This is a genomic window from Kribbella sp. CA-294648 (assembly GCF_050943845.1).
Classification (GTDB): Bacteria; Actinomycetota; Actinomycetes; order Propionibacteriales; family Kribbellaceae; genus Kribbella.
On record NZ_CP191981.1, the window covers coordinates 6,041,916 to 6,067,705 of the forward strand.

A 25,790-nucleotide genomic window follows, 5' to 3' on the forward strand; every position below is an offset into this window, starting at 1 on the left:
CCATGGAGCTCTCACGTCGGACGCTGCTCGCCGGGGGCTTCGCCGCCATGCTCGGCGGATCGGTCGTCGGCTGTTCGTCCAGCATGGACGCCGGACCGGCGAAGAAGAACGCGACCGGGAACATCGCGTTGTGGTGCTGGCCGGGCGGCCTGGGCAAGTCCGTCCTGGACGACACGATCGCGCACTTCCCCGACCAGCACATCAAGTACTCCGAGGTCGGCGGCGACTTCAAGCAGAAGCTGCTCACCACCTTCAACGGTGGGACGTCGATCCCGGACATCACCGGCATCAAGGGTGAGGACATCGCCTCGCTGCTGCCGCAGGCCAACCGGTTCGTGGACCTCAAGACGATCGGCGCCAACTCGATCCTGGGCGACTACCTGGAGTGGAAGGTCAAGCAGGCCACCACGCTGGACGGCAAGGTGCTCGGCCTTCCGATCGACATCGGCCCGACCGCGCTGTTCTACCGCGAGGACGTCTTCACCGCCGGCGGCCTGCCCGGCGACCCGGCCAAGGTGGCCGAGCAGCTGAAGACCTGGGACGACTTCCTGGCCGCCGGGGTCGAGCTGAAGAAGGCCAACCCGAAGGCGCCGATCGTGGCCGACGCCGCCGACCTCTACGGCACCATCGTCAACCAGGGCACGGCGCGCTACATCGACAAGGACAACAAGTTCATCGGCGACCAGGACCACATCCGCAAGGCGTGGGACACCGCGGTGAAGGCGATCACGCTGAAGGTCGACGGCCGGACGCTCGGCGGGTCGCCGGACTGGAACGCGGGCCTCGACCAGGGCACCGTGCCCACCGTCACCGGTGCGGCCTGGGTCGCGCTGGACATCAAGGCCGCCTGCAAGACCAGCGTGGGCAAGTGGCGGGTCGCGCCGACCCCGAGCGGCCCGGCGAACTTCGGCGGCTCGTTCCTGGCGATCACCAAGAACGCCGCCGACCCGGCCGCCGCGCTCGAGGTGATCAAGTACATGCTCAGCGCCGACAACCAGGCCAAGGCGTTCGCGGACGCGCAGATCTTCCCGTCCGCGCCGGCCGCCTACGACAAGCCGCAGCTCAAGGCCGCCGACCCGTTCTTCGGCGGGCAGGTGCCGATCGAGGTCTTCGGGCCGGCCGCGAAGGCGATCCCGATCGCCTACGAGGCTCCGCTCGACAGCGCGATCGCCGTACCGTTCACCGACGGGATCAAGCTGGTCCAAGCGGGCAAGAAGTCCTCGGACGCCGCCTGGGCGGAGGCCGTCGCGAAGGCGAAGCAGATCGGCAAGCGTCAGGGCGTGCAGTGACCCTGACCGCGACAGCACCGGTCAAGAGCACCGGTACTCCGAACGCGAACCGCCGGCGCAGCGTCTGGTCGTACTGGCGTTTCTACCTGGCGCTGTCGCCGTTCTACCTGATCTTCCTGGTGTTCGGGCTGTACCCGGTCGCCTCCACGATCCTGCTCGCCTTCCAGCGCTGGGACGGGTTCGGCCCGCGCCAGATGGTCGGGCTGCAGAACTTCCGCAACCTGATCGAGGACAGCACCTTCTGGCTGTCGCTGTGGAACACGGTCGTGCTGTTCGTGATGTCGACCGCGCCGACGCTGGTGATCGCGATGGCACTCGCGGTGATGCTGCACTCGGCGGTCCGGTTCAAGGGCATCTACCGGATCGCGTACTTCATCCCGAACATCACCTCGCTGGTGGCGGCGGCGATCTTCTTCGCCGCCGTCTTCAGCACGAACTTCGGGTTGATCAACTCCGGGCTGCGCGCGCTCGGGCTGCCGACCGAGGACTGGCTCCGGCAGCCGTGGGGCATCAAGATCGCGATCTCCACGATGATCGTGTGGCAGTGGGCCGGCTACAACACGATCATCTACCTGGCCGGCCTGCAGGCGATCCCGACCGAGCAGTACGAGGCAGCCAAGATGGACGGCGCCGGCCCGTTCCGGACGTTCTTCTCGATCACCCTGCCGCAACTGCGGCCGGTGGTGCTGTTCACCGTCATCATGTCGACGATCGGCGGCCTGCAGACCTTCACCGAACCACAGGTGATGGTCGGCAACAACGGCGGCACCGGGCAGAGCGGCATGACGATCGTCATGTACTTCTACAACCAGGCGTTCTTCGCCAACGACTACGGGTACGCCGGTGCGATTGCCCTGAGCATCTTCATGCTCGTCCTGCTGTTCACCGCGATCAACTGGAAACTGCTCGGCGGAAGGGGCAAGCAATGAAGCGAGTGAGCCGGCGCGGGGTGCTGCTGCACGCACTGCTGGCGATCGCCGCGGTGCTCTGCCTGTTCCCGTTCTACTGGACGTTGGTGATGGCCACCAACACGACGTCCGACATCTACCGGTTCCCGCCGAAGTTCACCTTCGGCTCGCAGTTCGACGACAACGTCCGCGAAGTACTGGCGAACGTGGCGTTCTTCCAGTCGATGGGCAACACCGCGATCGTGGCGGTCTCGACCACTGTGCTGGTGCTGTTGTTCGACTCGCTGGCCGCGTTCACGTTCGCGAAGTTCCGGTTTCCTGGGCGGAACGCGCTGTTCGTGATCCTTCTGGCGACGATGTTGCTGCCGGCGCAGCTGGGCGCGGTACCGCAGTTCCAGACGATGGCGGCGTTCGGCTGGGTCGGGTCGCTGAAGGCACTGATCATCCCGGCGGCGGCCAATGCCTTCGGCATCTTCTGGTTGCGGCAGTACTTCCAGAACTCCATCCACGACGAGCTGGTCGAGGCGGCGACGCTGGACGGCTGCGGCTTCCTCGGTGTCTACCGGCACGTGGCGTTGCCGTCGGCCCGGCCGGCGCTCGCGTTCCTGGGCATCTTCACCTTCGTCGCCTCGTGGAACGACTACTTCTGGCCATTGATCGTGCTGACCAACCCGGATCACCTGACCTTGCAGGTCGCCCTGTCATCGCTGAACCGCAGCCACGGCGTCGACTACAGCATGGTGATGACGGGTGCGCTGATGGCGATGGTGCCCCTGATCATCGTCTTCGTGATCTTCGCCCGCCAGTTCATCAAGGGCGCAACCGAAGGCGCGATCAGAGGCTGACGAGCTGGCTGGTGACGCCGCGGACGAAGTCCTTTGCCTCGTCGGCGCCTGGCGGCTCAGCGCTATCGCCCCGCTGAGCCGCCAGCGCTGAGAGCACGACGGGATTGTCCGGGTGCCGTTCCAGGTACCACCCGGCAGCCTCGACCTTCGAACACTGGATTCCTTCTACTGCGAAGCGCAGCGCCCGGCAGGCGTTGAGTACGGCGTACGTCGTCGGCGCGTGCTCGAGCGCCCAGTCCAGCTCGTCGAGGGTGGCCCGCACGATCCGATCCCGGCTGACCTCACCGAAGACCTGCTCGGCCGGCGGACCAGCCACAGCAACCGCGTGCGCGCGACAGACAGCACAGTGGAGGATCAGATCCGTATCGCTGTCGCCGCCGATCACCACTGCGGCCTCGGTGCCCGTGGTGTTGACGTGTACTTCGTACTGACAACTCCCCAACTCCCGGGCGGTCGCGGCCGTGATCACGCTCAACTCCAAGCCCACGCCCGGGCAGTCTCGCGCGGCCGCGGCGATTGCCTCCCCCAACTTGCGCCGCCCTTCGGCGTCACTGGACTCCTCGACCACAACCAGGATGTCGACGTCGCTGCGAGCCGGAACGAATCCACCGAGGGCGGCGGACCCGTGCAGGTAGACACCGACGAGATCAGAGCGCAGCTCCGCCAGGACCGCGGCGAGGTCGCGGGCGAAGTCCAGCACCACCGGGGCCGTCAAGGGTTGAGGCGCATGGCGAGGTGGGTGGCGCCGTCGCCGGTCAGCTCTTGTCTGGTGGCTCCTCGGCCGTTGAGGATTCGCAGTACGGTGTCGCCGGAGGCGTGCACCTCGTGGCCTTCCCCGTACGCCCAGTCGTAGCCGTCGGCAACCAGCCGTACTCCGGCCAGCCGCTTCCGCGCGCTGCCTCCGACGGACACCGTCATCGGCCACTTCGCCTCGACCGAGAAGTTGGCCACCTTGGCGAAGACCTCGGGGGAAACGGGTCGCGGGCTGCTGAGCGGATGCCGGATGTCGATCGCGTGGACCACCGCGTCGACCAGGGCCGCGATCTCCGGTACGCCGGGCGGCTTGGCGTTCGTCTCGGCGTTCTGGCGGAGCTGGGCGACGATCGCTTCCGGGCCGCGTTCGGCCCACCGTTTGGCCGTCTCGGCGCTCGCCCTGTTGAGCCGGAAGCCTGCCTTGACGATCCCCGGAAGCAGCTCGCTGGGACGCAACCGCGGCGTCCAGGCCAGGTGGGCGGCGACGTCCTGGACGGTCCACGCGTCACACAACGACCGCGTCGCCCACTGCGTCGGCCCGAGGGTCTCGAGGAAGTCGACCAGCGCCAGACGTTCGGTACGGATCAACTGTGGCAGCTCACTCATCCTCGGAGTGTGGCACTCCAGCCTCTACCCGGGTAGAGGAAACGCCGAGGGCAGTAGGGCATGCCTCCCGACTCCCTGCGTGCTGCGCGGCACTCGGCACGGCATCTCGGCGCACTGGAGCAAAAGCAACGATGGAAAAGCATCGAGGCGTCCGCTCCAGCACGCCGAGCTACCGCACCGAGCACCTGCTCGCGACTGCAGGGAATCGGGAGGCATACCCTACGCTGCGGGAACCCACAGGGGGTGAACGAACGTCGGAGGGGCGTCATGGTTGGCAAGCGAGGACGCGTGATCGGCCGGATCGCACCGGGAATCGTCGGCGAGGTGATGCTGCCGGTCCGCGGTGCCACCGAAGCCTTCTACGCTTACCCCGCGGCCGACGAGGAGATCGAGGTCGGTACGCCGGTCGTGGTGGTCGAGTTCGACCCACCGCGCACGGTCTACGTCGCCCGCGCCATCTGATTCTTTTTGTTCCCTGGAGGGGAAATGCTCTGGACCTACCTGATCATCGGCGCCGTCGCGCTGGTGGTCCTCCTGCTCCTGTTCCGGATGGTCTGGCGGGTGGCGGAGCCGAACGAGGCTCTGATCATCTCCGGGCTCGGCGCGCACTCGAGCCAGGAGCAGATCAACGAGACGCTCGGCTTCAAGATCGTCGTCGGCCGCGGCACCGCCGTGCTGCCCGGCTTCCAGACCGTCCGCCGGCTGCCGCTCGACATCCGGGCCACGCCGCTGACCGTCACCTGTGTCTCCAGCCAGGGCATCCCACTGCACATCAAGGGCGTCACGGCGTACAAGGTCGGTGACGACTACGGCTCGATCGCGAACGCCGCGCGGCGCTTCCTGGAGCAGAGCGACGAGCAGGTGATGAACACGATCCACGAGCTGTTCGCCGGTCACCTGCGGGCGATCGTCGGTTCGACCACGGTCGAGGAGATGCTGCACGACCGGGAGACGCTGACCACCAACATCCGCGGCTCGCTGGCCGGCGACATGGAGAAGCTCGGCCTGGTGGTCGACTCGCTGCAGATCCAGGAGATCGACGACGAGTCCGGCTACATCAAGAACCTGGGCCGTCCGCAGGCCGCCGCCGTCGAGGCCGCGGCCCGGATCGCGCAGGCCGAGCGGGACCGGGAAGCCACCGAGCGCGAACAGGTCGCCGAGGCGGCCAAGGCGGCCGCGGTCCGGCAGAGCTCGATCGCGCGGGCCGGTTACCAGGCCGAGGTCGACCAGGCGAACTCGAAGGCGTCGCAGTCCGGCCCGCTGGCCGAGGCGCTGGCCCGGCAGGAGGTCGTGGTCGCCGAGACGGAGACCGCGAAGCTGAACGCGTCACTGGCCGAGAAGCAGCTGGAGTCGTCGGTGCTGAAGCCGGCCGACGCCGAGGCGTACAAGCAGCGCACGCTGGCCGGCGCCGCCCGGGACGCGCAGATCGCGGCCGCGGAGGCGAACGCTCGCGAGGTGACGCTGCGCGGTGAGGCCCAGGCCAAGGCGACCGAGCTGAACGGTAAGGCCGAGGCGGCCGCCGTCCAGGCGAAGGCGATGGCCGAGGCGGCCGGTATCAAGGCGCGCGCCGAGGCGCTGGCCACGAACACCGACGCCGTCGTCGCCCAGCAGCTGGCCGAGGCCTACCCGGAGATCGTCCGCGCGGCCGCCAGCTCGTTCGAGAAGGTCGGCAACATGGTCGTGCTGAACGGTGCCCAGGGCATCGAGGACACCTTGGTGAAGACCATCACGATGGGTGGTTCCGGCTTCGCGCTGGCCAAGCAGCTGATCGACTCGCTGTCCACGAACGGCAAGCCGGCCACCCTCGAAGCGGTGCCGGACGAGAACACCTCCGCCTGACCTTTCGACCACAAGTTAATCATTAACGCGTGATTTGACTGATCCGTTCCTAAGTCACGACGGCTGCGCTAGCTTGAGGGGCATCACTCCAAGCGTCACGGGTATCACTAACCGTGACCGGTCGCCCCGAAGGACTGATCACCGTGCCACTCCGACGATTGCTAGCCGTCCTGGCCGCCCTCCTGGTCGGTACCGCCACCCTGGTGGCGGTACCGACCGAGGCGATGGCCGCGCCGAACTTCAAGGCTCCGTACCCGTGTGGACAGCGCTGGACCTACAGCCACCACTCGGCCGAGGTCCGTCGCGCTCTCGACTTCGTCCGCACTGACGGCACCACCAACGGCACTCCCGTCCTGGCCTCGGCCGGCGGTACGGCGTACCGGTACTCGCAGCCCAGTGGGGCCGGCAACTACATCGCCATCGACCACGGGGGCGGCTGGAAGACTTACTACTTCCACCTCGGCGTCTTCTCCGTTGCCAACGGCGCCCAGGTCGGCCAGGGCCAGCAGATCGGCACGACCGGGAGCACCGGCAACTCCAGTGGGCCGCACATCCACTACGAGCAGTTGTACAACGGGGTCGGGCAGAACATCGTCATCAACGGCTCCGGCCTGGCCTACCCGGGCTCGTACAACCAGTACTTCCTCACCAGCGACAACGGTTGCGGCAGCCAGCCCGGGACTCCCTTCATGACCTGGGGATCCGGCGTACGGGTGCGGGCCGATGCGTACCTGAGCTCACCGGTCGTGGCCACGCTGGGTGGGCCGACCTCGGTACGGGTCCTTTGCCAGAAGCAAGGAGACACGGTGAACGCCGAGGGCTACACCAACAACTGGTGGGCCAAGCTGGCCAGCCCGGCCGGCTTCGTCAGCAACATCTACATCGACCATCCGAGCGCAGTACTCCCAGGCGTGCCAACCTGCTGACCCGCACTAGGCCGGGCCCACCCTGGGGGTGGGCCCGGCTTTCTCATGCGGTGTGCAACCTCAACCCGTAGGCCCCGAGGATCTCGTTGACCGGCTGGAACCAGGTCTCGCCGCCACTGCTGCAGTTGCCCCAGCCACCGGACGTCACACCCTGCGCCTGGTCACCCGTGATGAACGAGCCACCCGAGTCGCCACCCTCGGCGCACACGTTGGTCTTGGTGGCGCCGTAGAACAGCTGCCCGTTGCCGTAGTTCACCGTCTCGTTCTTGGCCAGGATCGTGCCGCAGCGCCAGTGCGTGGTCGAGCCACTGCGGCAGACCGACGTACCGACCGGGGCTTCCCAGGAACCGCGGACGAGCCGGTCACTGGTCTGACCCCAGCCCAGTACTACGGGCACCGTCCACCACCCGCTGTCGATCTGGACCCAGGCGTAGTCGTTGCCGGGAAAGGACGAGCCGCGGAAGACTCCCTGAGCCGACCCGTCCCAGCCGCGTGTCCTGGCGCCCGCACCCGAGCAGTGGCCGGCCGTGACGTACCCGCCGTGTACGGAGAAGCCGATCGAGCAACGGACGTTGCCGGTGTAGTACGGGTCTCCCCCGACGGTCCCGGCGGCGAAGGTACGCGGCGCCTGGTCCACGACCTCCTTGACCGTCACAGGACCTGCCTTGGAGACCTTGGCTACGAAGGCCTCGACCGCCGGGGAACGCTTACCTGCTTGGACATTCACCACTACGCTGCCTGTTTGCGGGTCAGCGGACCAGCCACTGACTGCATCCGGCACCGCCTTACCGGCCAGCTTGTCGACAGCAGCTTTGCGCTGCGTCAATTGCTTGGCAGTAGCCGGTACTACGGACACCTCGGCGCCAGTGGCCCGTACTGCGTCCGCTACGGCTGGGCTAGTCACGCCAACGACCAGCCGCTGCCGCGCGGCGTCGTACCAGGCACCACCGAAGGCGGCTCCTGCAGCGCGTTGCGCGGTCGGTACGAGCTTGGTGGCGACAGACTCGGCCTTGAGCCGTTCCTTGGCCTGCTGCTCGGTCAGGCCGAGATCTGCCCGCAGGGCAGCCGCCTGCGACGGTACTGCGAGTTGCTGATCAACCTGCTCGGGCCCTGCGGCCACGGCCTGGCTTGGGACGGCCACCACGCTCGCAACGAGCACAGCAGCAGCTAGAACCTTCATGGACTCTCCTCACCTAGGGGCGGTTCGGTGCGATGAGAGCGCTCTCTAGACCGAGAGTGTCCTAGTGGTCACCTCTGGTCAAGCTTCTGTCGGGAAGTGGTCAGAGACCTAGGTGAGCTAGCACGGCCAGGACCCGGCGGTGGCCCGAGTCAGTGGGCGGCAGGTCGAGTTTGAGGAACACGTTGCCGACGTGCTTGTGGACGGCACCCTCGCTGATCACGAGCTTCTGCGCGATCGCGGTGTTGCCGAGACCCTCGGCCATCAGGGCGAGCACCTCGCGCTCCCGCGACGTCAGGCGCTCCAGCGGATCGCTGCGCCGCACCATCAGCTGGCTGACGACCTCGGGGTCCAGTACCGTCCCGCCGGCCGCCACCCGGCGTACGGCCTCCATGAACTCATCCACCCGCGACACCCGGTCCTTGAGCAGGTAGCCGACCCCCTCGCTCCCGGCCGCCAGCAGCTCGGCCGCGTACACCTCTTCGACGTACTGCGAGAAGACCAGCACCGGGAAGCCCGGTCGCAGCCGGCGGGCCTCGATCGCGGCCCGCAGACCCTCGTCGGTGTAGGAGGGTGGCAGCCGTACGTCGACCACCGCGATGTCGGGCCGGTGCTCGGCCACCGCCTTGGCGAACTCGTCCGCGTCACCGGCGACAGCAGCCACCTCGAACCCGGAGTTGCCCAGCAGCAGGCCGAGCCCTTCGGCGAGGATCGGGTTGTCCTCCAGGATCACTACTCGCACGGAAGGATCACCTCGACCGTCGTCGGCCCACCGATCGGGCTCTGCAACTCCATCTGACCGTCGATCGCTTCCACCCGGTGCACCATGCCATGCAGGCCGCTCCCCCGGCCCAGCAGGTCCGCCTGCTCGCTGATCCGGGCTCCGCCGATGCCGTCATCGGTGATGGCCAGGTAGAGCTGTGAGCCGCGCCGCTCGAGCAGTACGTCGACATGGCCGGCCGCGGAGTGCTTGGTGACGTTGGTGAGCGACTCGGCGACCACGAAGTACGCGGCGGCTTCCACCGAGGCCGGGACGGTGCCGAGTTCCCCGATGCGCAGCTCGACCGGGATCGGGCTCCGGGCGCACAGGGCCGAGACAGCACCCGCCAGACCACGGTCAGCCAGGATCGGCGGGTACATGGTGCGCAGTACGCCGCGCAGCTCGGTCATGGCCTGCTCCGCGCCGTCCCTGGCGTCGTCGAGGAGCTTGGCGGCCTTCTCCGGGTCCGCTGCCATCGTCTGCTTGGCAATGCCGATCCGCATGGCGAGCGAGACCAGCTGAGCCTGCGTACCGTCATGGAGATCCCGCTCGATCCGGCGCAACTCAGCCCCGTGCGAGTCAACCGCACCAGCCCTGGTACGGGTCAGCTCTTCTACTCGCTCGCTGAGGCGAGCAGCCTCCAGTTCGGCCGCGCTCGGGGCAAGCCGGCGACGTACCGCCCGGGCGTGGAAGCCGGCCACAGCAGGAGCCGCCCAGCCGAGCAGGCCGAGGCCCAGCAGGATCTGGAGCGGGCCGAAGAGCAGCGACTTCCACCAGCTGTCGATCGGCACGGCAACCAGGTTGAAGTTGCCGGGATCGAGCGGCCACAGCACCATGCTGGCCAGCGCCGCGGGCACCGCCACCAGGGCGATCACCGCAACGAACAGCTCGGGGATCATCACGATCGGCATCAGTAGGACCCGGATGCTGCGCCGGAAGGCCTGGTCACGGAACAGCGCGACCACATTGCCCGCCCGCCGTGGCGCCGCAGACGGCAGGGCCGGCTGCTCCGGCAGGCCGAGGTAATTCGATGCCTCCAGCTGCTCCCGGTTGGCCAGCCGCACCAGGGTGGAGGTGATGTCGGGGCTCGCCCAGCCGAACAGCACGATGATGGGCATCACCGCCAGCAGCGAGACGCCCATGAAGAACCGGGTGAGCAGGTACTTGCAGGCCGGCCACCCTCGGCGCAGGATCTTCGTGAGCATCGTCAAGCCTTTCCGTTGTCGTCAGCATCGATCCTGACGCAACAGTGCACCGCCCGTCGGTACAGCAGGCTCTACTCTTCCAGGTGGAGACCCGGGGCCTGTCAACGACAGACCCCGGGCCGCAACGCTACGGACAGACCGGGACGCCGGGGAGCTTCGGGTTCGGGTCCTGGATGTAGATGTTGGACATGTAGCCGCCCTGGTCGCGCAGCTTGGCCCACCAGTTGTTGGTGGTGCCCTCGGCGGTGACCGTGTCGCCCTGCTTCTGGCACGTCACGAAGACGCGGGTCGGGCCGGGCAGCTCCATGATGATCGGGGCGCTCAGCCTTGGCTCGGTGCGGACCCGGACGCCGGCGCCGTACGTGGTGAAGTTGTACGTCGGGGTGGTGCCGCCGTTGACCAGCTGCATGTAGTAGGTCCAGTTCCAGTTCGGACCCGGGTCGGTGTGGTCGTTGTTCGGGATCTCGCTGTGGCCGCGGATGTGAGCCCGGTCCTTCGGGATGCCCCGCCGGTCGGCGATGTTCCTGGTGACCGCCGCCGACGACCGGTACATCGCGTCGGTGAACCAGGCCGGGTTGTCCACGAAGCCCTCGTGCTCGAGGCCGATCGTGTACGGGTTGGCGCTGCGGACGTGCCAGGCGGTGTCCTTCTCGGCCACCATCTGGGTCACCTGGCCGTCGCTGGAGCGGATCACGTAGTGCGCGCTGACCTGGGACGCCGGGTTCTTGAACCAGCTGATCGTGCCGGCGTACGAGCCCTGGGTCACGTGGATGACGATGGTGCTGATCGCGGCAGTGCGGCCGACCCGGTAGTTGCTCGTGCTGGCCGCGTTCCAGATCGCGCCCGGGTAGTCCACGGCCGCCAGTGACGTCGTGGACTTGGCACCGAGCGGAGCCACCTTGGCGTAGGCGCCACGCTCGGGGGTGACCTTCTTCGGAGCGCTGTGCACGCCCGCGGCGCCGACGCCCGCACCGATGATCCGGTAGACCTCGTCGGTGTAGAGCCGGCCGGTCGGGGCATCGGCGGAGTGCGAGTACTGCGCGATGACCGGGTACCACTTGGCGATGTTCTTGCGAGCCTCGCCGGTCAGGCCGGCCTTGTCGGCGTACGCGTCGAGGACAGCGGCGGCCCCGGCGATGTTGGCGGTCGAGTCCTTGGCCAGTTTCTCGACCGGCAGGCCGGTCAGCTTGGCGGCCTCGGACATCGTCGGGTTCAGCGGGTTGCTGACCAGGTGCATCAGGCCGTAGCCGTTGCTCTGGCTCGGCTGGCCGTCGTGGCCGTCGAGGTGGGACTCGGCATAGCCGATGCCGACCAGCACTTCCCGCGGTACGTCGTAGGTGGCGGCGGCGGTGTCGAAGGCCGTGGCGAGGTCTCCCGGCACAGCCGAGCTGGTCGGGCTGGTCGAGTCGGGCGTCGGCGCGGCAGTACTGGGAAGCGCGCCACTCAAGGCGATCGCTCCGGCAGCGGCTGCGGCGAGCAGCGCGGTCAGTCTGGGCACTAGGGCGGTCTTACCCATCGGGGTTCGTTCCTTCCCATCTGACGTCCACCGCGCCTCCCGCGACGGACGTCCCACCGAGGGGCGTTCGGCGGGTGCGACTCACGGTAGGGCAATATCTTCCGCCGCGGCCAGTAGTTACGTGAATATTTCCCGTCACGGGCTGAAATTGTTCGGTCACGCAGCCGTTCAGCCGCGATCCTGCCATTTCTTCGGGTCAGGAGCGGTAGACGCGACCGCGCAGCACGATGCATTCGGGGTGGGACAGGACCGCCGGGTTGGCCCGCGGATCCTCGGCGTACACGACAAGATCGGCCGGATCGCCCGGCGCCAGTGTCGAGGGCGCACCCAGCCAGTCGCGGGCAGCCCACGAGCCGGCAGCCAGCGCCTGTTCGCCGGACATCCCGATGTTGGTCAACGCCTGGATCTCCGCCGCGACCAGCCCGTGCCCGAGCACTCCCCCCGCGTCAGTCCCCGCATAGATCGGTACTCCGGCCTCGAAGGCGGAGCGCAACGTGTCGAGCCGGCGCGTGTAGAGATCGCGCATGTGGTCGGCGTACACGGGGAACTTGCCAGCCGCCTGGTCGGCGTACAGGGGGAAGTTCTCGATCTGGATGAGCGTCGGGACCACTGCGACGCCGTGTGCGGCCATCTGGTCGAGCATGGGCGGTAGTAGGCCGGTGCCATGCTCGATGCAGTCGATGCCCGCCGTCAGCAGGTCGGGCAGGGCGTGCTCGCCGAAGACGTGCGCGGTGACCCGGGCACCGAGCTCGTGAGCGCGGGCAATGGCCGCAGTGAGCGCATCGAGCGGCCAGCACGGGGTCAGGTCGCCTGCGTCTCGGTCGATCCAGTCGCCGACCAGCTTGACCCAACCATCGCCGCGGCGGGCCTCCTGCTCGACGTAGGCGACCAGCTCGTCCGGCTCGATCTCCCAGCCGTAGTTGCGGATGTAGCGCTTGGAGCGGGCGATGTGGCGGCCGGCCCGGATGATCTTCGGCAGGTCCTCCCGCTCGTCGATCCAGCGGGTGTCGGCGGCCGAGCCGGCGTCGCGGACCAGCAGCGCGCCGGCGTCCCGTTCAGTGATCGCCTGTTGCTCCTGGACGTCCCGCTCGACCGCACCGTGCTGGTCCAGGCCGATGTGGCAGTGCGCGTCCACCAGACCGGGCACGATCCAGCCGCCCGCGCTGACGGTGGTGACGTCAGCAGTGGCGGGCCGGTCGACGACCAGCCCGCCACTGAGGTGAAGCTCCTGCTGCTCACCGGCCGGCAGAACCGTGCCGGTAAGCCGTAGTACACCGGTGGCGGTCATACCGCTGACCGTAGCCGGATTGGGGCGCGTCGGGTAATTCCGTGCAGTCGCGAGCAGGTGCTCGGTGCGGTAGCTCGGCGTGCTGGAGCGGACGCCCCGATGTTTTTCCATCGTTGCTTTTGCTCCAGTGCGCCGAGGTGCCGTGCCGAGTGCCGCGCAGCACGCACGGAATTGCCCAACGTGCCCCTGGGTTAGCCGTGCGAGCCGCTGCCCTGGGTGCAGGGGGTGGGGTTCGTCTCGGTCGCACAGGGCGAGCCGGACGGGGTGGTGGTCGGGGTCGGCGTGGGTGTGTCGGTCGGGGTGGGTGTGGGGGTCGGCGTCGGGGTGGGAGTCGGCGTCGGCGTCGGGGTGTCGCTCGGCGTCGGGGTCGGCCGCGGCGGGGTGTACGTCGGACGGGTCGGGCGCACGGTCGGCGTCGTGATCGGATCCGGGATCGACGGCTTGCCGGTCGTCTGCGCAGGCGGCAGCACGGGCGGCTGGACGGTCGGCGCCGGCGTCGGGGTCACCGTGCTGTCCGGAACCTCCGGAACCTCGCGCGGATCGACGTTGCTCTCGACGTTGCCGGTCGGCTTCGGCGGGGCCAGCTTGCCGGTCGCGTTCGGCACCAGGACGGCGCTCTTGCTGTAGACCCGCATCCAGCGCAGGACGGTGGCGACGAAGTCCTTGGAGTGCTGGTACCGCAGCAGCGAGGCGACCAGGTCGCGCGGACGCTTCAGGTCGTCGCCCTCGGAGCACAGGTAGACCGCGACCGTGGTGACGGCGTCGTACACGTTGTTCGGGTTGCGGAAGCCGTCACCGTTGCCATCGGCACCGAACTCGTTCCAGACGCCCGGGACGATCTGCATCGGCCCGACGGCGCGGTCCCAGGCGGTGTCCGCGTCGTACCGGCCCTTGTCGGTGTCCCTGATCCGGCCGGTCCCGCGGCGGCCGTTCAGCACCGGACCGAGGAGCTTGCCCCGGGTGGTCCCGGCCACGTCGACCTTGCCGCCGGCGGCGTGGTCGGACTCGACCTTGCCGATCCCGGCCAGCAACGGCCAGGTGAGGCCACAGTTGGGGCGGACCACGGCGAGGTTGGCGGTGGCGCGGCGGTAGGCGGGGAAGACCCCGCGGGGGATGCCGTTGACGGCACCGGGTCGTCCCGGCCGGACCACGGACCGGCCGTCGGTGGCACCCTGTACGGGCACGTCGGCCCGGGCAGGTTTGTCCGTTCCGATCCGGCCGTCCACTCCTGGACGCTGGGGGACGATCATGGTCAGTTCGTCGAATTCACCGCTGTTCAGTCCGGCCCCAGGCGAAGGGGCGACCGGGCTGTCCGCCGCGAGCTGGCCGGAGGCACCGGCTCCGCCCGAGGCGACTGTCACGATGGCCCCCACCAGGAGGGGGGCCGTGCACAGTGAGGCGATGATGATTTTGACCCGACGGTTTCCACTACGGGTTAGGCGCATAGTTCCCCCAACGACCCACACGCCGCAAAGTTACCGAGGAGCGACGGAAAGTTACCTGAGCCGATAGCCCAGCGGCTCCGGAACTGCGCCGAACGGTGCCCGTCCACGCTCAGTAAGGGCACCCCGACCCGGCGCCCCGCGGGGCCCGCGATGGGAAATCTTAACGTTCAGTGCCCGATCTCTGGGACTTTCGACCTCAGGACGAGGGCGTTCCGGACGGCGTCAGAGTCGGTGACGTGTTCTCCGGGGCCGGGGTCGGGGTCGTCTCGTCCGGGGCCGAGGTCGGCGTGGGCGGCGCGGTGCAGCTCGGGGCGGGCGCCGGGGGTGCGGTCGGCGGCACCGTCTCGTTCGGGCCACAGGGCGTCGGCGTCGGAGTCGGGCTCGGCGTGGGAGTCGGCGTCGGAGTGGGAGTCGGCGTCGGAGTGGGAGTCGGAGTCGGAGTGGGAGTCGGAGTGGGAGTCGGCGTTGGGGTCGGCGTTGGCGTTGGCGTCGGCGTCGGAGTGGGGGTCGGCGTCGGCGTCGTGATGGGCCGGGTCGGGATGGTGGTCGGCGGGGTGTTCTGCGGCGTCTTCGGCGGCGTCGGGGTGGGCGTCGGCGTACTCGGCCGGGGCGTCGACGGGCGCGGGGTGGTGGGCTGCGGGGTCGTGGGCTGAGTCGTCGGCTGGGGCGTCGTCGGCTCGACCGGGGTGGTCGGCGTGGTCGGCACCTCGGTCGGGTCGTCCTCGCGGTCGACGTTGCCGTTCTCGTCCACCGGCGGGGTGATCGGGTTGCTGTCGTCCGGGATGGTCACGGTCGACTTGCTGTACGTCTGCATCCAGCGCAGCACGGTGGACACGTAGTCCATCGAGTGGTTGTACCGCAGTACCGCCTGGACCAGGCCCTGCGGGTCCTTGAGGTTCGCGCCGCCCGAGCAGAGGTAGTTGCCGGCCGAACGGGCCGCGTCGAAGATGTTGTGCGGGTCCTTGACGCCGTCACCGTTGCCGTCGGCGCCGAACGCCTTCCAGGTGCCCGGGATGAACTGCATCGGGCCGACCGCGCGATCCCACTTGGTGTCGCCGTCGTACGCGCCCTGGTCGGTGTCGGAGATCGCCGCCATCCCCGGGCCGCCGTCGAGGACGGGACCGAGGATCTTGCCGCGGGTGAGCCCGGCGGCGTCGACCCGGCCGCCACTGGCGTGCGCGGACTCGACCTTGCCGATACCGGCCAGCAGCGGCCAGGTGATGCCACAGTTCGGCTGGGCCAGCGCCAGGTCGTTCGCAGTCTTCTGGTACGCCGCAAGCACGGTCCCCGGGATGCCGGAGGCGTCACCGGTGACCCCTGTCCCGGGCTGCTGAGTGCTGTCCACGGCTCCGGTGACCGGTACCTGGATCTGGGACTTCTGCTCGGTGGCGACACTGCCGTCGACGCCAGGACCGGACGGGAGGTTCTGGGCGAGCTCGTCGAAGACGGAGTCCTGGCGCGGCTGACTCAGCGCCTGGGCGTCGACGATGAACGTGTTCGAGGTGACTCCCCCGGCCACGAACACCACGACCAGAGCGGTCGGGGGCGCAACACAGACCCAGACGGCGGTCAGTTTCCCCCGCCAGGTGTCCAGGTTCCTGAACTGCTGCCTCATCCGAACCGTCCCCACAACGTTTCGCAGTACCGGCGTGCTTCGGGCGTAGTGATGATCTTATCGTTCGGCGGGGCCTGGGCAACCGCGGACGATCGGGCTGGGGTTGCTGCCCGATGGATGACTTGCGCTCCGGGACCGCCTCGTGCTCGCGAACCGGCCGCCCGCGGTGGCGGCCGCGGGCTGGGGTCACTTGTCGCCGAGCATCTTCTTCAGCTCGTCGGGCAGTTCGAAGTCGCCACCCGCGGCGCCGCCGCCGAAGGCCGCCGGGAGCTGACCCGCCGCCGGTGCGGCCGGCTCGCTGGTGCCCTGGTTGGCCCGCTTGGCCGGGTTGCCCGAGCCGCGCTTGGGCTTGCCCTTCTTGGCCTGCTGCTTGGCCTTCTTGCCGCCACCCATGCCCGGCATGCCCGGCATCCCGGGCATCCCGGGCATCCCCGGCATGCCCTTGCCGGTGGCCATCGCGGACATCATCTTGCGGGCCTCGAAGAACCGCTCGACCAGGCCGCTGACGGTGGCCACCTCGGTGCCGGAACCGTTCGCGATCCGGAGCCGGCGGGAGCCGTTGATGATGTTCGGATCGGCCCGCTCGGCCGGGGTCATCGAGTGGATGACCGCCTCGATCCGGTCGATCTCGCGCTCGTCGAAGTTCTCCAGCTGGTCCTTGAACTGGGCCGCGCCGGGCAGCATGCCGAAGATCTTGGTCAGCGGACCCATCTTGCGCACCGACTGCATCTGGGCGAGGAAATCGTCGAGGGTGAAGTCCTTGCCGCCCTTCTTCTGCAGCTTGGCGGCGGTCTTGGCCGCCGACTCGGCGTCGAACGACTTCTCCGCCTGCTCGATCAGGCTCATCACGTCGCCCATGCCGAGGATGCGCGACGCCATCCGGTCGGGGTGGAAGACGTCGAAGTCCTCGAGCTTCTCGCCGTTCGAGGCGAACATCACCTGGCGGCCGGTGACCTGCGCGATCGACAGCGCGGCACCACCGCGGGCGTCACCGTCGAGCTTGGACAGCACCACGCCGTCGAAGCCGACCCCGTCGAGGAAGGCCTGCGCGGTGGTGACCGCGTCCTGTCCGATCATCGCGTCGACGACGAACAGGATCTCGTCCGGAGTGACCGCGTCGCGGATGTCCGCGGCCTGCTTCATCAGCTCCTCGTCGACACCCAGCCGGCCGGCCGTGTCGACGATGACCACGCTGTACTGCTTGGTCCGCGCCTCGTCCATCGCCTGCCGGGCCACGTCGACCGGGTCACCGACACCGTTACCCGGCTCGGGCGCGAACACCGGTACGCCGGCCCGGTCGCCGACCACCTGCAGCTGGGTGACCGCGTTCGGCCGCTGGAGGTCCGCGGCGACCAGCATCGGGGTCTGGTGCTTGGTCTCCTTCAGCCACTTGGCGAGCTTGCCGGCCAGCGTCGTCTTACCGGCACCCTGCAGACCCGCCAGCATGATCACCGTCGGCGGCCGCTTGGCCATCCGCAGCTCACGCGTCTCGCCACCGAGGATCGTGACGAGCTCCTCGTTCACGATCTTGATCACCTGCTGCGCCGGGTTCAGCCCACCGCGCACCTCGGCACCACTCGCGCGGTCCTTGACCGCGGCGATGAAGTCCTTCACCACCGGCAGCGCGACATCGGCCTCCAGCAAGGCGATCCGGATCTCCCGGGCGGTCGCGTCGATGTCGGCGTCGGTCAGCTTGCCCTTGCCGCGCAGATTCTTGAAGGTGGCGGACAGGCGATCAGAAAGCGTGTCGAACACGAGAAGACAGTCCGTTTCTTCCGATGGAGCAGAGCCAGGAACCCGGCAACCCGACGAGTCTACCTGTGGATAACCCCCACCCCACCCGGCACCCGCTCGATATCGTCATCCCCATGCCACTGGACCTTGCCACCTTCAACAACGCCTTCCTCCGCGCCCGCGAAAGGATCCAGAACGAGGACGGCGTCGACATCGCGGAGGTCCAGGCCGGGTTGCGTGCGCTGGTGCCCGACGACGCCTCCGAGCACGACCAGGAGTGGACCAAGGTGCTGATCGACCGGCTGGCCGAGCCGCCTGAGCCGCCTCGCGACTGGAGCGACCTGTACTACGAGGCCGGCGAGGTGCACGCCGGCGCCTACCGCACCGGCGCTCCCGTCGAGGAGCAGCTTGCGGCCCTGGCGGAGGCCCGCCGCAGGATCTGGGAGATCGCCGACCGCGCGGCGCCCGACGAAGAGCCGCACATCCGCGCCATGACCAGGTCTCTGGAGCACCTCGAGCGCGAATTGCGCGACCCCAGCTGGCCGGTGCAGGAGACGCGACCCGAGGCCCAGTAGCCGATGGACGAGCCAGGAGGGCTGGTCCCCCGCGACTCGCCGACCTATCGGGAGTTCGTGCGGCTCTACAGGCTGGCTCAGGACCTCCGGCCGACGGGCCTTGACCGCTGGAACGGCGACCTCTATGCGACCTCGGCTGACCACTGGGGCGGTTTTCACGCCAAGGCCGGTCACATCAGCCTCTCGGGCCCGCTCGTGCTGCAGCACCTCACCGACCCGACCTCGACCGCGAGCCAACGAGCAGAGGCGCTTGCCACCGTCCTGCACGAAGCGACGCACGCCGGCATGGAGACCGACGCACCGAACGAGCCGAACGCGGTCCGGACCGAACATTCCAGGGGCGCCCTCGAGGGATTCGCCGAGCTGCGTACGGTCGCCGACTTCGAAACCTTCGCGGCCAGTGCGGGCTATCCGCACCTGAGGCTGACCGAGCCGCAGTACCCGGGTGCTTTCGCGGCGATGGACAGCCTCGCTCTGCAGGCCTCTGGGCCGGCCAAGGACCGGACCACCTTCATCGCCGAGGGCACGCGCGGCCCGGCGGTGATGCACTTCGATCAACTGGCGGACGGCGTACTGCGGAATCGGCTGGCGGACGTCGTGCCATTCCGACAGGAGCATCGGCGGGCAGTCCGGGCGGCCTTGATCGCGCCGATGCTTCACCGGGGATGGCCGATCCTGAAGGACAGCTCCCGCGAGGTCGGGGAGAAGGTGGCGGACGAGATCCGGGGGAAGCTGAATTCCACGGTGGAGGAGATTCGGCGGCACTACCGCGCCCAGTCCGGCGAGGCGTTTCCGAGTGAGTCGCCGAATCCGCAGGTTGACGTTGTGAGCGTGGGCGACCGGCCCGCGGCGGCCTCTTCGAAGGAGCATCCGGAGATGCGGTTTTTGGGTGGGCAGGCGGGGGCTGCGGGGGCTACTCGGTGGCGGCCGGTGCTTGGGGATGGGGGGCGAGGGCGGGATGCGCGGGTTGGTCCGGCGACGGGGCGGGACAGAGGAAGCGGGAGGGAGTAGGGTCTGCTAACCGGATGATTGCGTGGCTGTGGTTAGGGGTGTGGTGTGGGGAAGAGCAAGGTCGTGCTCGATGGGCCGTCCAACTTGGGGTTGCGGCCGCCGGTGGTGGGGGCTGTGCCGGGGTGTTACAAGTTGGCGGGGGCGGTGCGGGATCAAGGGTTTGTGCGCAGGATTGGGGCTGAGGACGCGGGGTGTGTGACGCCGCCGCGGTATGACCGGGGTGACTGGAAGCCTGGGGACGGGGTCTTCAACGCCGGTGCCATGGCGACGTACACGACCAAGCTTGCCGATCGGCTCGGTGCCCTGCTCGATGATGGCAAATTCGTCGTGTTGCTGGGTGGGGAGTGCAGCAATCTGCTCGGGCCGGCGTTGGCGCTCAAGCGGCGTGGCCGGTACGGCGTGGTCTATCTCGACGGTCACTCCGACTTCCGGACCGTCGACAACGACGAGTACGTCGGGGCCGCCGGTGGTGAGGCGCTCGCGTTGGTGACCGGTCGCGGGCAGGACGACCTGACCGACCTGGAGAACCTCAAGCCGTACGTCCGCGACACCGACGCCGTGATGCTCGGGTACCGCGAGGACGAGGCCTACCTCGACAGCCTGCGCGAAGCGGGCATCCCCGACTGGTCGGCGCTCACCGTCATCGACGACCCGGCGGCCGCCGCGGCCGGAGTACTGGCTCATCTGGAGCGGGACGACCTGGACGGGTTCTGGGTGCACCTGGATGTGGACATCCTCGACGCCGAGGTGATGCCGGCCGTCGACAGCCCGGACCCCGGCGGCCTGCGGCACGAGCACCTACGCCAACTCCTGCGGCCACTGCTCGCCTCACCGAGCTGCGTAGGCATCGACATCGGCATCTTCGACCCCGACCTCGACCCCGACGGCCGCTATGCGCGGGAACTCACCGACACCCTGGTCGACGCCCTCACCCCCTGACCACCGCCCCGCCCTCCTCCACATTTCGGCGGTCAACCACTCAGCTTGTGGGTTGCCACCCCGGAATCAGGGGTGGCAACCCACAAAGTCGGTGGTTGACCGCCGAAATGCGGGAGGAGGGGGCAGCGTCGGGGGCTGGGCGCCAGGGGGTGCGGGTTACTCCCAGTACGCCGGCAGCCCGTGCGGGTCGGCGGTGCCGAGGATGCGGGGCACTCCGCCGGGCCAGGTCTGCAGCACGACGAGGAACTCGGGCTCGGCGTCCGGCGTACGGCGCATCGGCTCCAGGCACAGGTGGGCCAGCGGAGTCGCCGGAGTCGCCTTGGCTCCCAGTGCGTTGATCAGCTTGTCCGCTGCCGCCTGCTCCGCTGGTGCGAGGTACTGCCACATGACCGAGTGCCAGATGACCGTGACGTGCCCCTCGGCCAGCTCCAGGTTCCGCAGGAAGGACAGCGCGTCTTCACGCCGTACGTCGGCCGGCACCTTCCGTGCGACCTCCAGTGCTCCGCGGAGCCGCTCCAGCCGGGCAGTCATGTCCGGCCACACGTACGACGTGAGGGTGAGCGCCCCGTCCTCGCTGAGCGGGTTCACCGGCGAGATGTCGCTGCCGACCCGCTCTGCGATGCGCACCGGAGCCGGGGTGATCTCACGGCCGGACCAGGCGTCTTCCAAGACAACCGGACTCTCAGCCGGCCCGTAGCTGGTCCCGTCGGGCAGGTTGTAGCGGAAGTGGTCGGCCCGCAGGTTGAGCCCGCCACTCGCGCCGATCTCGAACAGCCGCACGGGAAGCGGCACGACCTCGGCCAGCCGCAGCAGTCCGCCGTACAGGGCAGTCGAGCGGCCGACCTCGTTCGTCTGCGGCGCCTGGGTCAGCAGGTTGCGCAGCTCGGGTCCACGTGCGAGCAGGACCTGGTCGAAGGCCTCCCAGCCGAGTACCGGGTCCCACTGGCCGCCAACACTCGGGTAGAACGCAGCAAGCTCAGGCGCCGCCCCGGACAACACCAGCCGGTGTACTGCGCCCAGCAACCGCAACCCGAGCGCAGCATCTGGCGGCAGTGACTCAAACCCGGCGAGCACCCGGGTGGACGAACCACCGAGCTCATAGTCGTCCACAAGCCGCCGCAACAAGTCGGCGTACATGGGCGATCCCAGGTCCTCGCAAGCCACCGCCTGCCGCTGCAACGCTTGTACTAGGTTCACCCACCCGACCCTAGAACGTGAGGCGATCCAGGATCGACTTGGCCGTCGTGCGGGCGTCCTCTGTCTCCAGCGGAGAGCCGTTGCGATCAGTCAGGTAGAAGACGTCCACGCACTCCGCACCGAGGGTGCTCACGTGTGCCGACCTGATGTCGGCTCCTGTCGCAGCGATCGCGGCAGTGATGTCGTACAGCAGCCCAGGCCGGTCATGCGCCCTCACCTGCAGCACAGTGGCCGTCTCGGATGCCTCTGGCAACAAGTCCACTCGGCTGGCCGCACTCTTGCCTCTAGAAGCGTCCCGCGCCGCCAACCGGCGTACCAGGTCGCTGTCGTCGCGCAGAGCCACAGCAAGCCGGTCACGCAGCCGCACCGGGTCCGGAGCAGACCCAGCCACCGACCACTGCGAGATCCCGAGCCCCTCCACAGAGGTGACCACAGCAGCCCGTACTGCGAGCCGCTCCACCGCCAGCACTCCGGCCACCGTCGACAGCGTCCCGACCTGGTCAGGCACAGCCACGTTGACCCGCACATCACCCCGGTGCTCGGACACTGTCACGCCAAGCCGGCCCACGCCGACAACGTGATGCAGTTCCGGCACAGGGATCGGCGGAGCCTCGGTCCACAGGCCGGCCCCTCCCCCGGACAGCTCGCCGCGGACACGGCGGGTCAGCTCGCCCACCAGCCGCAGCCGCCAAGGGGATGCGGCCGCAGGACCGGCAGCGCGCGCATCGGCGTACGTGAGAGCTTCCAGCAGGTCCAGGGTCTCGGTGTCGCCCACGATGCCCGCCACGAGATCCACGGTCATCGGGTCCTCGAGGTCGCGCCTGGTGGCGATCTGCGCCAGTACGAGGTGCTGCCGCACGAGCAGGGTGATCGTGTCGACGTCAGCCTCCGCAAAGCCCAGCCGGCGAGCAACGGTCGTCGCAATGACCGCACCGGTGACGCTGTGATCGCCCTCGACCCCCTTGCCGAGGTCATGGATCAGCGCGGCGATCAGCAGCAGGTCAGGACGCCGTACGTCGCGGACCATCTTCGACGCCTCGACACAGGTCTCCAGCAAATGCCGGTCGACCGTGTAGCGGTGCACCGCCGACTGCGGCGGTCGGAAGCGAACCAGATCCCACTCAGGCAGGATCCGTGCGATGTACCCGGCCTGGTCCAGCGCCTCCCAGACCTCCAGGAGCCCTGTCCCCGCACCGACCAGTGCACAGAGCAACCGTCGAGCCTCGGCAGGCCAGGGCTCGGGCAGAGGAGCAGCGGAGTTCGCCAGCCGAGCACAGACAGCAGGAGACAACACCAGGTCTCTGTCGGCGGCTACAGCTGCGGCACGCAGCCCAAGAGCCGCATCCCGCTCCGGACGGGCGTCTGGCATCAGGACGACCTCGCCCTCGTGCTGGCCAACGCCTTCGTCCAGTGCCAGCAGCAGCGGCCCGCCAGTGCGGTTACGTCGTCGCGAGCGCGGCGGCCGGGCCGTGAGGCTCTCGATCCGTCGCCACGACACGTCACACACGTGCGCGAGCGTCCTGCCGGTCGAATAGATGTGTCGCAGCAGGGCATCGCGATCAGGGAGGCCCAGCCCAGCAGCGACTTCACCCGCCACGTCCGCAACCACCCGGTCGGTTGCCCGGCCTGCGACTGAGTGCAGCTCGTCCCTGATGTTCAGTAGGTCCAGCCGGGCTCGCTCGACCACGGGATGCGGTACGTCGATCAGCCAGGAGGCGACCAGTGCACGTAGTACGACGGCATCCCGCAATCCGCCGTACGCCTCCTTGAGATCAGGCTCGGCGAGGTGTGCGAGCTCCCCGACCGTGTGGGCCCGCTCCCGGCAGGCCTCGGCCAAGGCGGGCAGCCGCGTCTTCGCAGTACGGCGCCAGTCGGCCATCAGCACCGAGCGCAACTGCAGTGTGAGGTGGGAGTCGCCTGCCACATGCCGGGCGTCCAGCAACCCCAGCGCCACGCGTACATCGTCCGCGGCTGCTGCCGAAGCCTCGGCGACCGTCCGGACGCTGTGGTCCAGCTTCGTCCGCGAGTCCCACAGCGGGTACCAGATCTGGGCCGCGAGTTCGTCGATCCGCGGGTATCCCTCGGTGTGCAACAGCATCACGTCGAGATCGCTGTACGGCGAGAGCTCCTCCCGGCCGTAGCCGCCGACGGCGACCAACGCGACGCCCTCGGCAGGAAGGCCGAGGGCGTCGCAGGCTTTGGAGAGGAGCAGGTACAGCAGCGCGTCGGCCTCTTCGGCACGAACGCGCCGCTGTGCTGCTCGATCCACCATCTAGAGGGCGTCTCCGTCCAGCTCACCGGTACGGACCCGGACGATCGTCTCGACCGGGGTGACCCAGACCTTGCCGTCACCGATCTTGCCGGTCTGCGCGGCCTTCACGATCACGTCCACCACGTCGGCGCTGTCGCCGTCCTCGACGACCACCTCGAGCCGGACCTTCGGGACCAGGTCCACCTCGTACTCCGCGCCCCGGTAGACCTCGGTGTGGCCCTTCTGCCGGCCGTAGCCGCTCGCCTCGGTGACCGTCATCCCGGTCACCCCGAACGTCTCCAGCGCGGCCCGGACATCTTCCAGCTTGTGCGGCTTGACCACCGCGGTGATCAGCTTCATGCGTTCGCCCCTTCCTTGTCGGCCGTCTCGGCGTCATCCTGCACGACCGGGGTCCGGACGACGGTGCTGTGACCGCGCAGGCCGGAACCCGCGGCCAGGAAGTCGTACGCCGTCTCGGCGTGCTCGACCTGGTCGACACCCGCGACCTCGTCGTCCTCGCTGAGCCGGAAGCCGATCGTCTTGTCGATCACCTTGCCGAGGATGAAGGCGACCACGAAGGAGTAGACAGCCACGACCAGGTTGGCCAGCGCCTGCCGGCCGAGCTGGCCCACACCGCCGCCGTAGAACAGACCGTCCACTGCCGACGGAGCAGCGGCGGTGCCGAGGAAGCCGATCGCCAGCGAGCCGACCAGACCGCCGACCAGGTGCACGCCGACCACGTCGAGGGAGTCGTCGAAACCGAGCTTGTACTTCAGCGAGACCGCGAAGGCGCAGATTCCACCGGCCACGACACCGAGGATGAGCGAGCCCACCGGGGTGAGCGCGCCACAGGCCGGCGTGATCGCGACCAGACCGGCGACCGCGCCGGAGGCCATGCCGAGCGTGGTGGCCTTGCCGTGCCGGATCCGCTCGATGATCAGCCAGCCGACCACGGCGGCCGCGGTGGCGACCTGGGTGTTCACGAAGACGACCGCGGCGGTGGTACCGGCGCTCAGCGCCGAGCCGGCGTTGAAGCCGAACCAGCCGAACCACAGCAGACCGGCGCCGAGAACGACCAGCGGCAGGCTGTGCGGCCGCATCGGGTCCTTGCGCCAGCCGACCCGGCGGCCGAGCACGATCGCCAGGGCGAGTGCGGCGGCACCGGCGTTGACGTGCACCGCGGTACCACCGGCGAAGTCGATCGCCTTCAGCTTGTCGCCGATCCAGCCGCCGTTGCCGTCGTCGAGGAACCAGACGGAGTGCGCGACCGGGAAGTACACCAGGCAGGTCCAGCCCGCGACGAACGCGATCCAGCCGCGGAAGGTGGCCCGGTCGGCGATCGCACCCGAGATCAGCGCCGGGGTGATGATCGCGAACATCAGCTGGAAGGCGACGAAGGCCAGCGTCGGGATCGTGCCGGTGACCGCCTCGGGAGCGATCAGGCCCTTCAGCCCGGCCAGCGAGAAGTCGCCGATCACATGCCCGGAGTCACCACCGAACGTCAGCGAGTAGCCGACCACCACCCACAAGATGGTGACGACCGCGATGGTGATGGCGCTCATCATCATCATGTTCAGTACGCTCTTGACGCGCACCATGCCGCCGTAGAAGAAAGCCAGGCCCGGTGTCATCAAGAACACCAGGGCGGCACTGACCAAGACCCAGGCGGTATCGCCGGCGTTGATCTCCATCAACGTCATCCCTTCCATCGATCTGGGGGTGGGCCGCGTCCTCGATCGGGGAGTTCCACAACGCCGGGGAACCCGCGCACGCCCACATCGCAAACGGTGTCGGCGCGTCGTTTCAACCGATCGGTCCTCATGTTTCAGGCATGTGACAAAGCGGCTCCTCAGGTGACATCGGCGTGACATCGGCCCGGTTGTGGCAGTCTGGGCAGACCACACGGCCAGC

General features: G+C 68.7%; 23 protein-coding genes. 9 read left to right on the forward strand and 14 right to left on the reverse strand.

Translation table 11 applies throughout. The annotated features are described in order from the left end of the window. Nucleotides 1-2 precede the first annotated feature (2 nt). From ACQPYM_RS28525 to ACQPYM_RS28535, 3 genes are read left to right on the forward strand one after another with little or no spacing between them, the layout of a single operon-like run. Nucleotides 3-1,289 carry an ABC transporter substrate-binding protein gene (locus ACQPYM_RS28525; protein WP_433006379.1) on the forward strand — a complete coding sequence of 429 codons (1,287 nt, stop codon included), beginning with the start codon at nt 3-5 and terminating at the stop codon, nt 1,287-1,289. Further along, a complete protein-coding gene (locus ACQPYM_RS28530; RefSeq protein ID WP_433006382.1) occupies nt 1,286-2,218 on the forward strand; it encodes a carbohydrate ABC transporter permease in 933 nt (310 codons plus the stop codon). Before ACQPYM_RS28525 ends, ACQPYM_RS28530 begins: the two co-directional genes overlap by 4 nt. Further along, nucleotides 2,215-3,042, forward strand: a complete 828-nt coding sequence (locus tag ACQPYM_RS28535) for a carbohydrate ABC transporter permease (protein WP_360288064.1) — start codon at nt 2,215-2,217, stop codon at nt 3,040-3,042. The genes ACQPYM_RS28530 and ACQPYM_RS28535 overlap by 4 nt, the downstream gene beginning before the upstream one ends. Here ACQPYM_RS28535 and ACQPYM_RS28540 read toward each other — a convergent pair. Together ACQPYM_RS28540 and ACQPYM_RS28545 are read right to left on the reverse strand one after the other, a co-directional pair. Beyond that, complete coding sequence (locus ACQPYM_RS28540) at nt 3,032-3,757, reverse strand: aminoglycoside adenylyltransferase domain-containing protein (protein ID WP_433006386.1); 726 nt, start codon at nt 3,755-3,757, stop codon at nt 3,032-3,034. The genes ACQPYM_RS28535 and ACQPYM_RS28540 overlap by 11 nt on opposite strands. Next, on the reverse strand, nt 3,754-4,401 hold the full coding sequence (locus ACQPYM_RS28545) for a maleylpyruvate isomerase family mycothiol-dependent enzyme (protein ID WP_433006389.1): 648 nt from the start codon (nt 4,399-4,401) through the stop codon (nt 3,754-3,756). Before ACQPYM_RS28545 ends, ACQPYM_RS28540 begins: the two co-directional genes overlap by 4 nt. Before the next feature lie 267 nt (nt 4,402-4,668). Between ACQPYM_RS28545 and ACQPYM_RS28550 the strand changes: the two genes are divergently transcribed. The 3 genes from ACQPYM_RS28550 (at nt 4,669) to ACQPYM_RS28560 (ending at nt 7,166) form a co-directional block, all read left to right on the forward strand. Then, nucleotides 4,669-4,863 carry a hypothetical protein gene (locus ACQPYM_RS28550; protein ID WP_433006391.1) on the forward strand — a complete coding sequence of 65 codons (195 nt, stop codon included), beginning with the start codon at nt 4,669-4,671 and terminating at the stop codon, nt 4,861-4,863. Nucleotides 4,864-4,887: 24 nt separating this feature from the next. Next, complete coding sequence (locus tag ACQPYM_RS28555; protein ID WP_433006394.1) at nt 4,888-6,240, forward strand: flotillin family protein; 1,353 nt, start codon at nt 4,888-4,890, stop codon at nt 6,238-6,240. Between the two features lie 143 nt (nt 6,241-6,383). Then, the gene (locus tag ACQPYM_RS28560; RefSeq protein ID WP_433006397.1) at nt 6,384-7,166 is read left to right on the forward strand and encodes a M23 family metallopeptidase; all 783 of its coding nucleotides are present in this window, start codon (nt 6,384-6,386) and stop codon (nt 7,164-7,166) included. 43 nt (nt 7,167-7,209) lie between these two features. On the opposite strand, the gene ACQPYM_RS28565 is transcribed toward ACQPYM_RS28560, so the two are convergent. The 8 genes from ACQPYM_RS28565 to ffh form a co-directional block, all read right to left on the reverse strand. Next, nucleotides 7,210-8,346 (reverse strand): S1 family peptidase, encoded by a 1,137-nt coding sequence (locus ACQPYM_RS28565; RefSeq protein WP_433006400.1) that lies wholly within the window; start codon nt 8,344-8,346, stop codon nt 7,210-7,212. 100 nt (nt 8,347-8,446) lie between these two features. Beyond that, nucleotides 8,447-9,085 (reverse strand): response regulator, encoded by a 639-nt coding sequence (locus ACQPYM_RS28570; protein ID WP_433006403.1) that lies wholly within the window; start codon nt 9,083-9,085, stop codon nt 8,447-8,449. Continuing rightward, nucleotides 9,076-10,308 (reverse strand): histidine kinase, encoded by a 1,233-nt coding sequence (locus tag ACQPYM_RS28575; protein WP_433006406.1) that lies wholly within the window; start codon nt 10,306-10,308, stop codon nt 9,076-9,078. Before ACQPYM_RS28575 ends, ACQPYM_RS28570 begins: the two co-directional genes overlap by 10 nt. Nucleotides 10,309-10,435: 127 nt before the next feature. Continuing rightward, nucleotides 10,436-11,824 (reverse strand): N-acetylmuramoyl-L-alanine amidase, encoded by a 1,389-nt coding sequence (locus tag ACQPYM_RS28580; protein ID WP_433006409.1) that lies wholly within the window; start codon nt 11,822-11,824, stop codon nt 10,436-10,438. 196 nt (nt 11,825-12,020) lie between these two features. Next, nucleotides 12,021-13,112, reverse strand: a complete 1,092-nt coding sequence (locus ACQPYM_RS28585; protein WP_433006412.1) for an amidohydrolase family protein — start codon at nt 13,110-13,112, stop codon at nt 12,021-12,023. A gap of 191 nt (nt 13,113-13,303) precedes the next feature. Continuing rightward, nucleotides 13,304-14,473 (reverse strand): lytic transglycosylase domain-containing protein, encoded by a 1,170-nt coding sequence (locus ACQPYM_RS28590; RefSeq protein WP_433006415.1) that lies wholly within the window; start codon nt 14,471-14,473, stop codon nt 13,304-13,306. Between the two features lie 280 nt (nt 14,474-14,753). Beyond that, complete coding sequence (locus ACQPYM_RS28595; RefSeq protein WP_433006418.1) at nt 14,754-16,172, reverse strand: lytic transglycosylase domain-containing protein; 1,419 nt, start codon at nt 16,170-16,172, stop codon at nt 14,754-14,756. Between the two features lie 186 nt (nt 16,173-16,358). Continuing rightward, on the reverse strand, nt 16,359-17,927 hold the full coding sequence (ffh, locus tag ACQPYM_RS28600) for a signal recognition particle protein (protein ID WP_433006421.1): 1,569 nt from the start codon (nt 17,925-17,927) through the stop codon (nt 16,359-16,361). Nucleotides 17,928-18,040: 113 nt separating this feature from the next. Between ffh and ACQPYM_RS28605 the strand changes: the two genes are divergently transcribed. From ACQPYM_RS28605 to ACQPYM_RS28615, 3 genes are all read left to right on the forward strand, one after another. After that, the gene (locus ACQPYM_RS28605; RefSeq protein WP_433006423.1) at nt 18,041-18,481 is read left to right on the forward strand and encodes a hypothetical protein; all 441 of its coding nucleotides are present in this window, start codon (nt 18,041-18,043) and stop codon (nt 18,479-18,481) included. A 3-nt stretch (nt 18,482-18,484) separates the two neighbouring features. Beyond that, complete coding sequence (locus ACQPYM_RS28610; protein ID WP_433006426.1) at nt 18,485-19,492, forward strand: hypothetical protein; 1,008 nt, start codon at nt 18,485-18,487, stop codon at nt 19,490-19,492. A 195-nt stretch (nt 19,493-19,687) separates the two neighbouring features. Beyond that, on the forward strand, nt 19,688-20,431 hold the full coding sequence (locus tag ACQPYM_RS28615) for an arginase family protein (RefSeq protein ID WP_433006429.1): 744 nt from the start codon (nt 19,688-19,690) through the stop codon (nt 20,429-20,431). Nucleotides 20,432-20,587: 156 nt separating this feature from the next. On the opposite strand, the gene ACQPYM_RS28620 is transcribed toward ACQPYM_RS28615, so the two are convergent. The 4 genes from ACQPYM_RS28620 to ACQPYM_RS28635 are packed head-to-tail and all read right to left on the reverse strand — an operon-like array spanning nt 20,588 to nt 25,579. Then, nucleotides 20,588-21,628, reverse strand: coding sequence for a DUF2332 domain-containing protein (locus ACQPYM_RS28620; protein ID WP_433006432.1), 1,041 nt, complete (start codon nt 21,626-21,628; stop codon nt 20,588-20,590). Nucleotides 21,629-21,638: 10 nt separating this feature from the next. Continuing rightward, entirely contained in the window at nt 21,639-23,900 is a 2,262-nt protein-coding gene (locus ACQPYM_RS28625) for a [protein-PII] uridylyltransferase (RefSeq protein ID WP_433006435.1), read from the reverse strand. After that, nucleotides 23,901-24,239, reverse strand: a complete 339-nt coding sequence (locus tag ACQPYM_RS28630) for a P-II family nitrogen regulator (protein ID WP_131346991.1) — start codon at nt 24,237-24,239, stop codon at nt 23,901-23,903. It abuts the gene before it with no gap. Further along, on the reverse strand, nt 24,236-25,579 hold the full coding sequence (locus ACQPYM_RS28635) for an ammonium transporter (RefSeq protein WP_433006439.1): 1,344 nt from the start codon (nt 25,577-25,579) through the stop codon (nt 24,236-24,238). Before ACQPYM_RS28635 ends, ACQPYM_RS28630 begins: the two co-directional genes overlap by 4 nt. Nucleotides 25,580-25,790 lie beyond the last annotated feature (211 nt).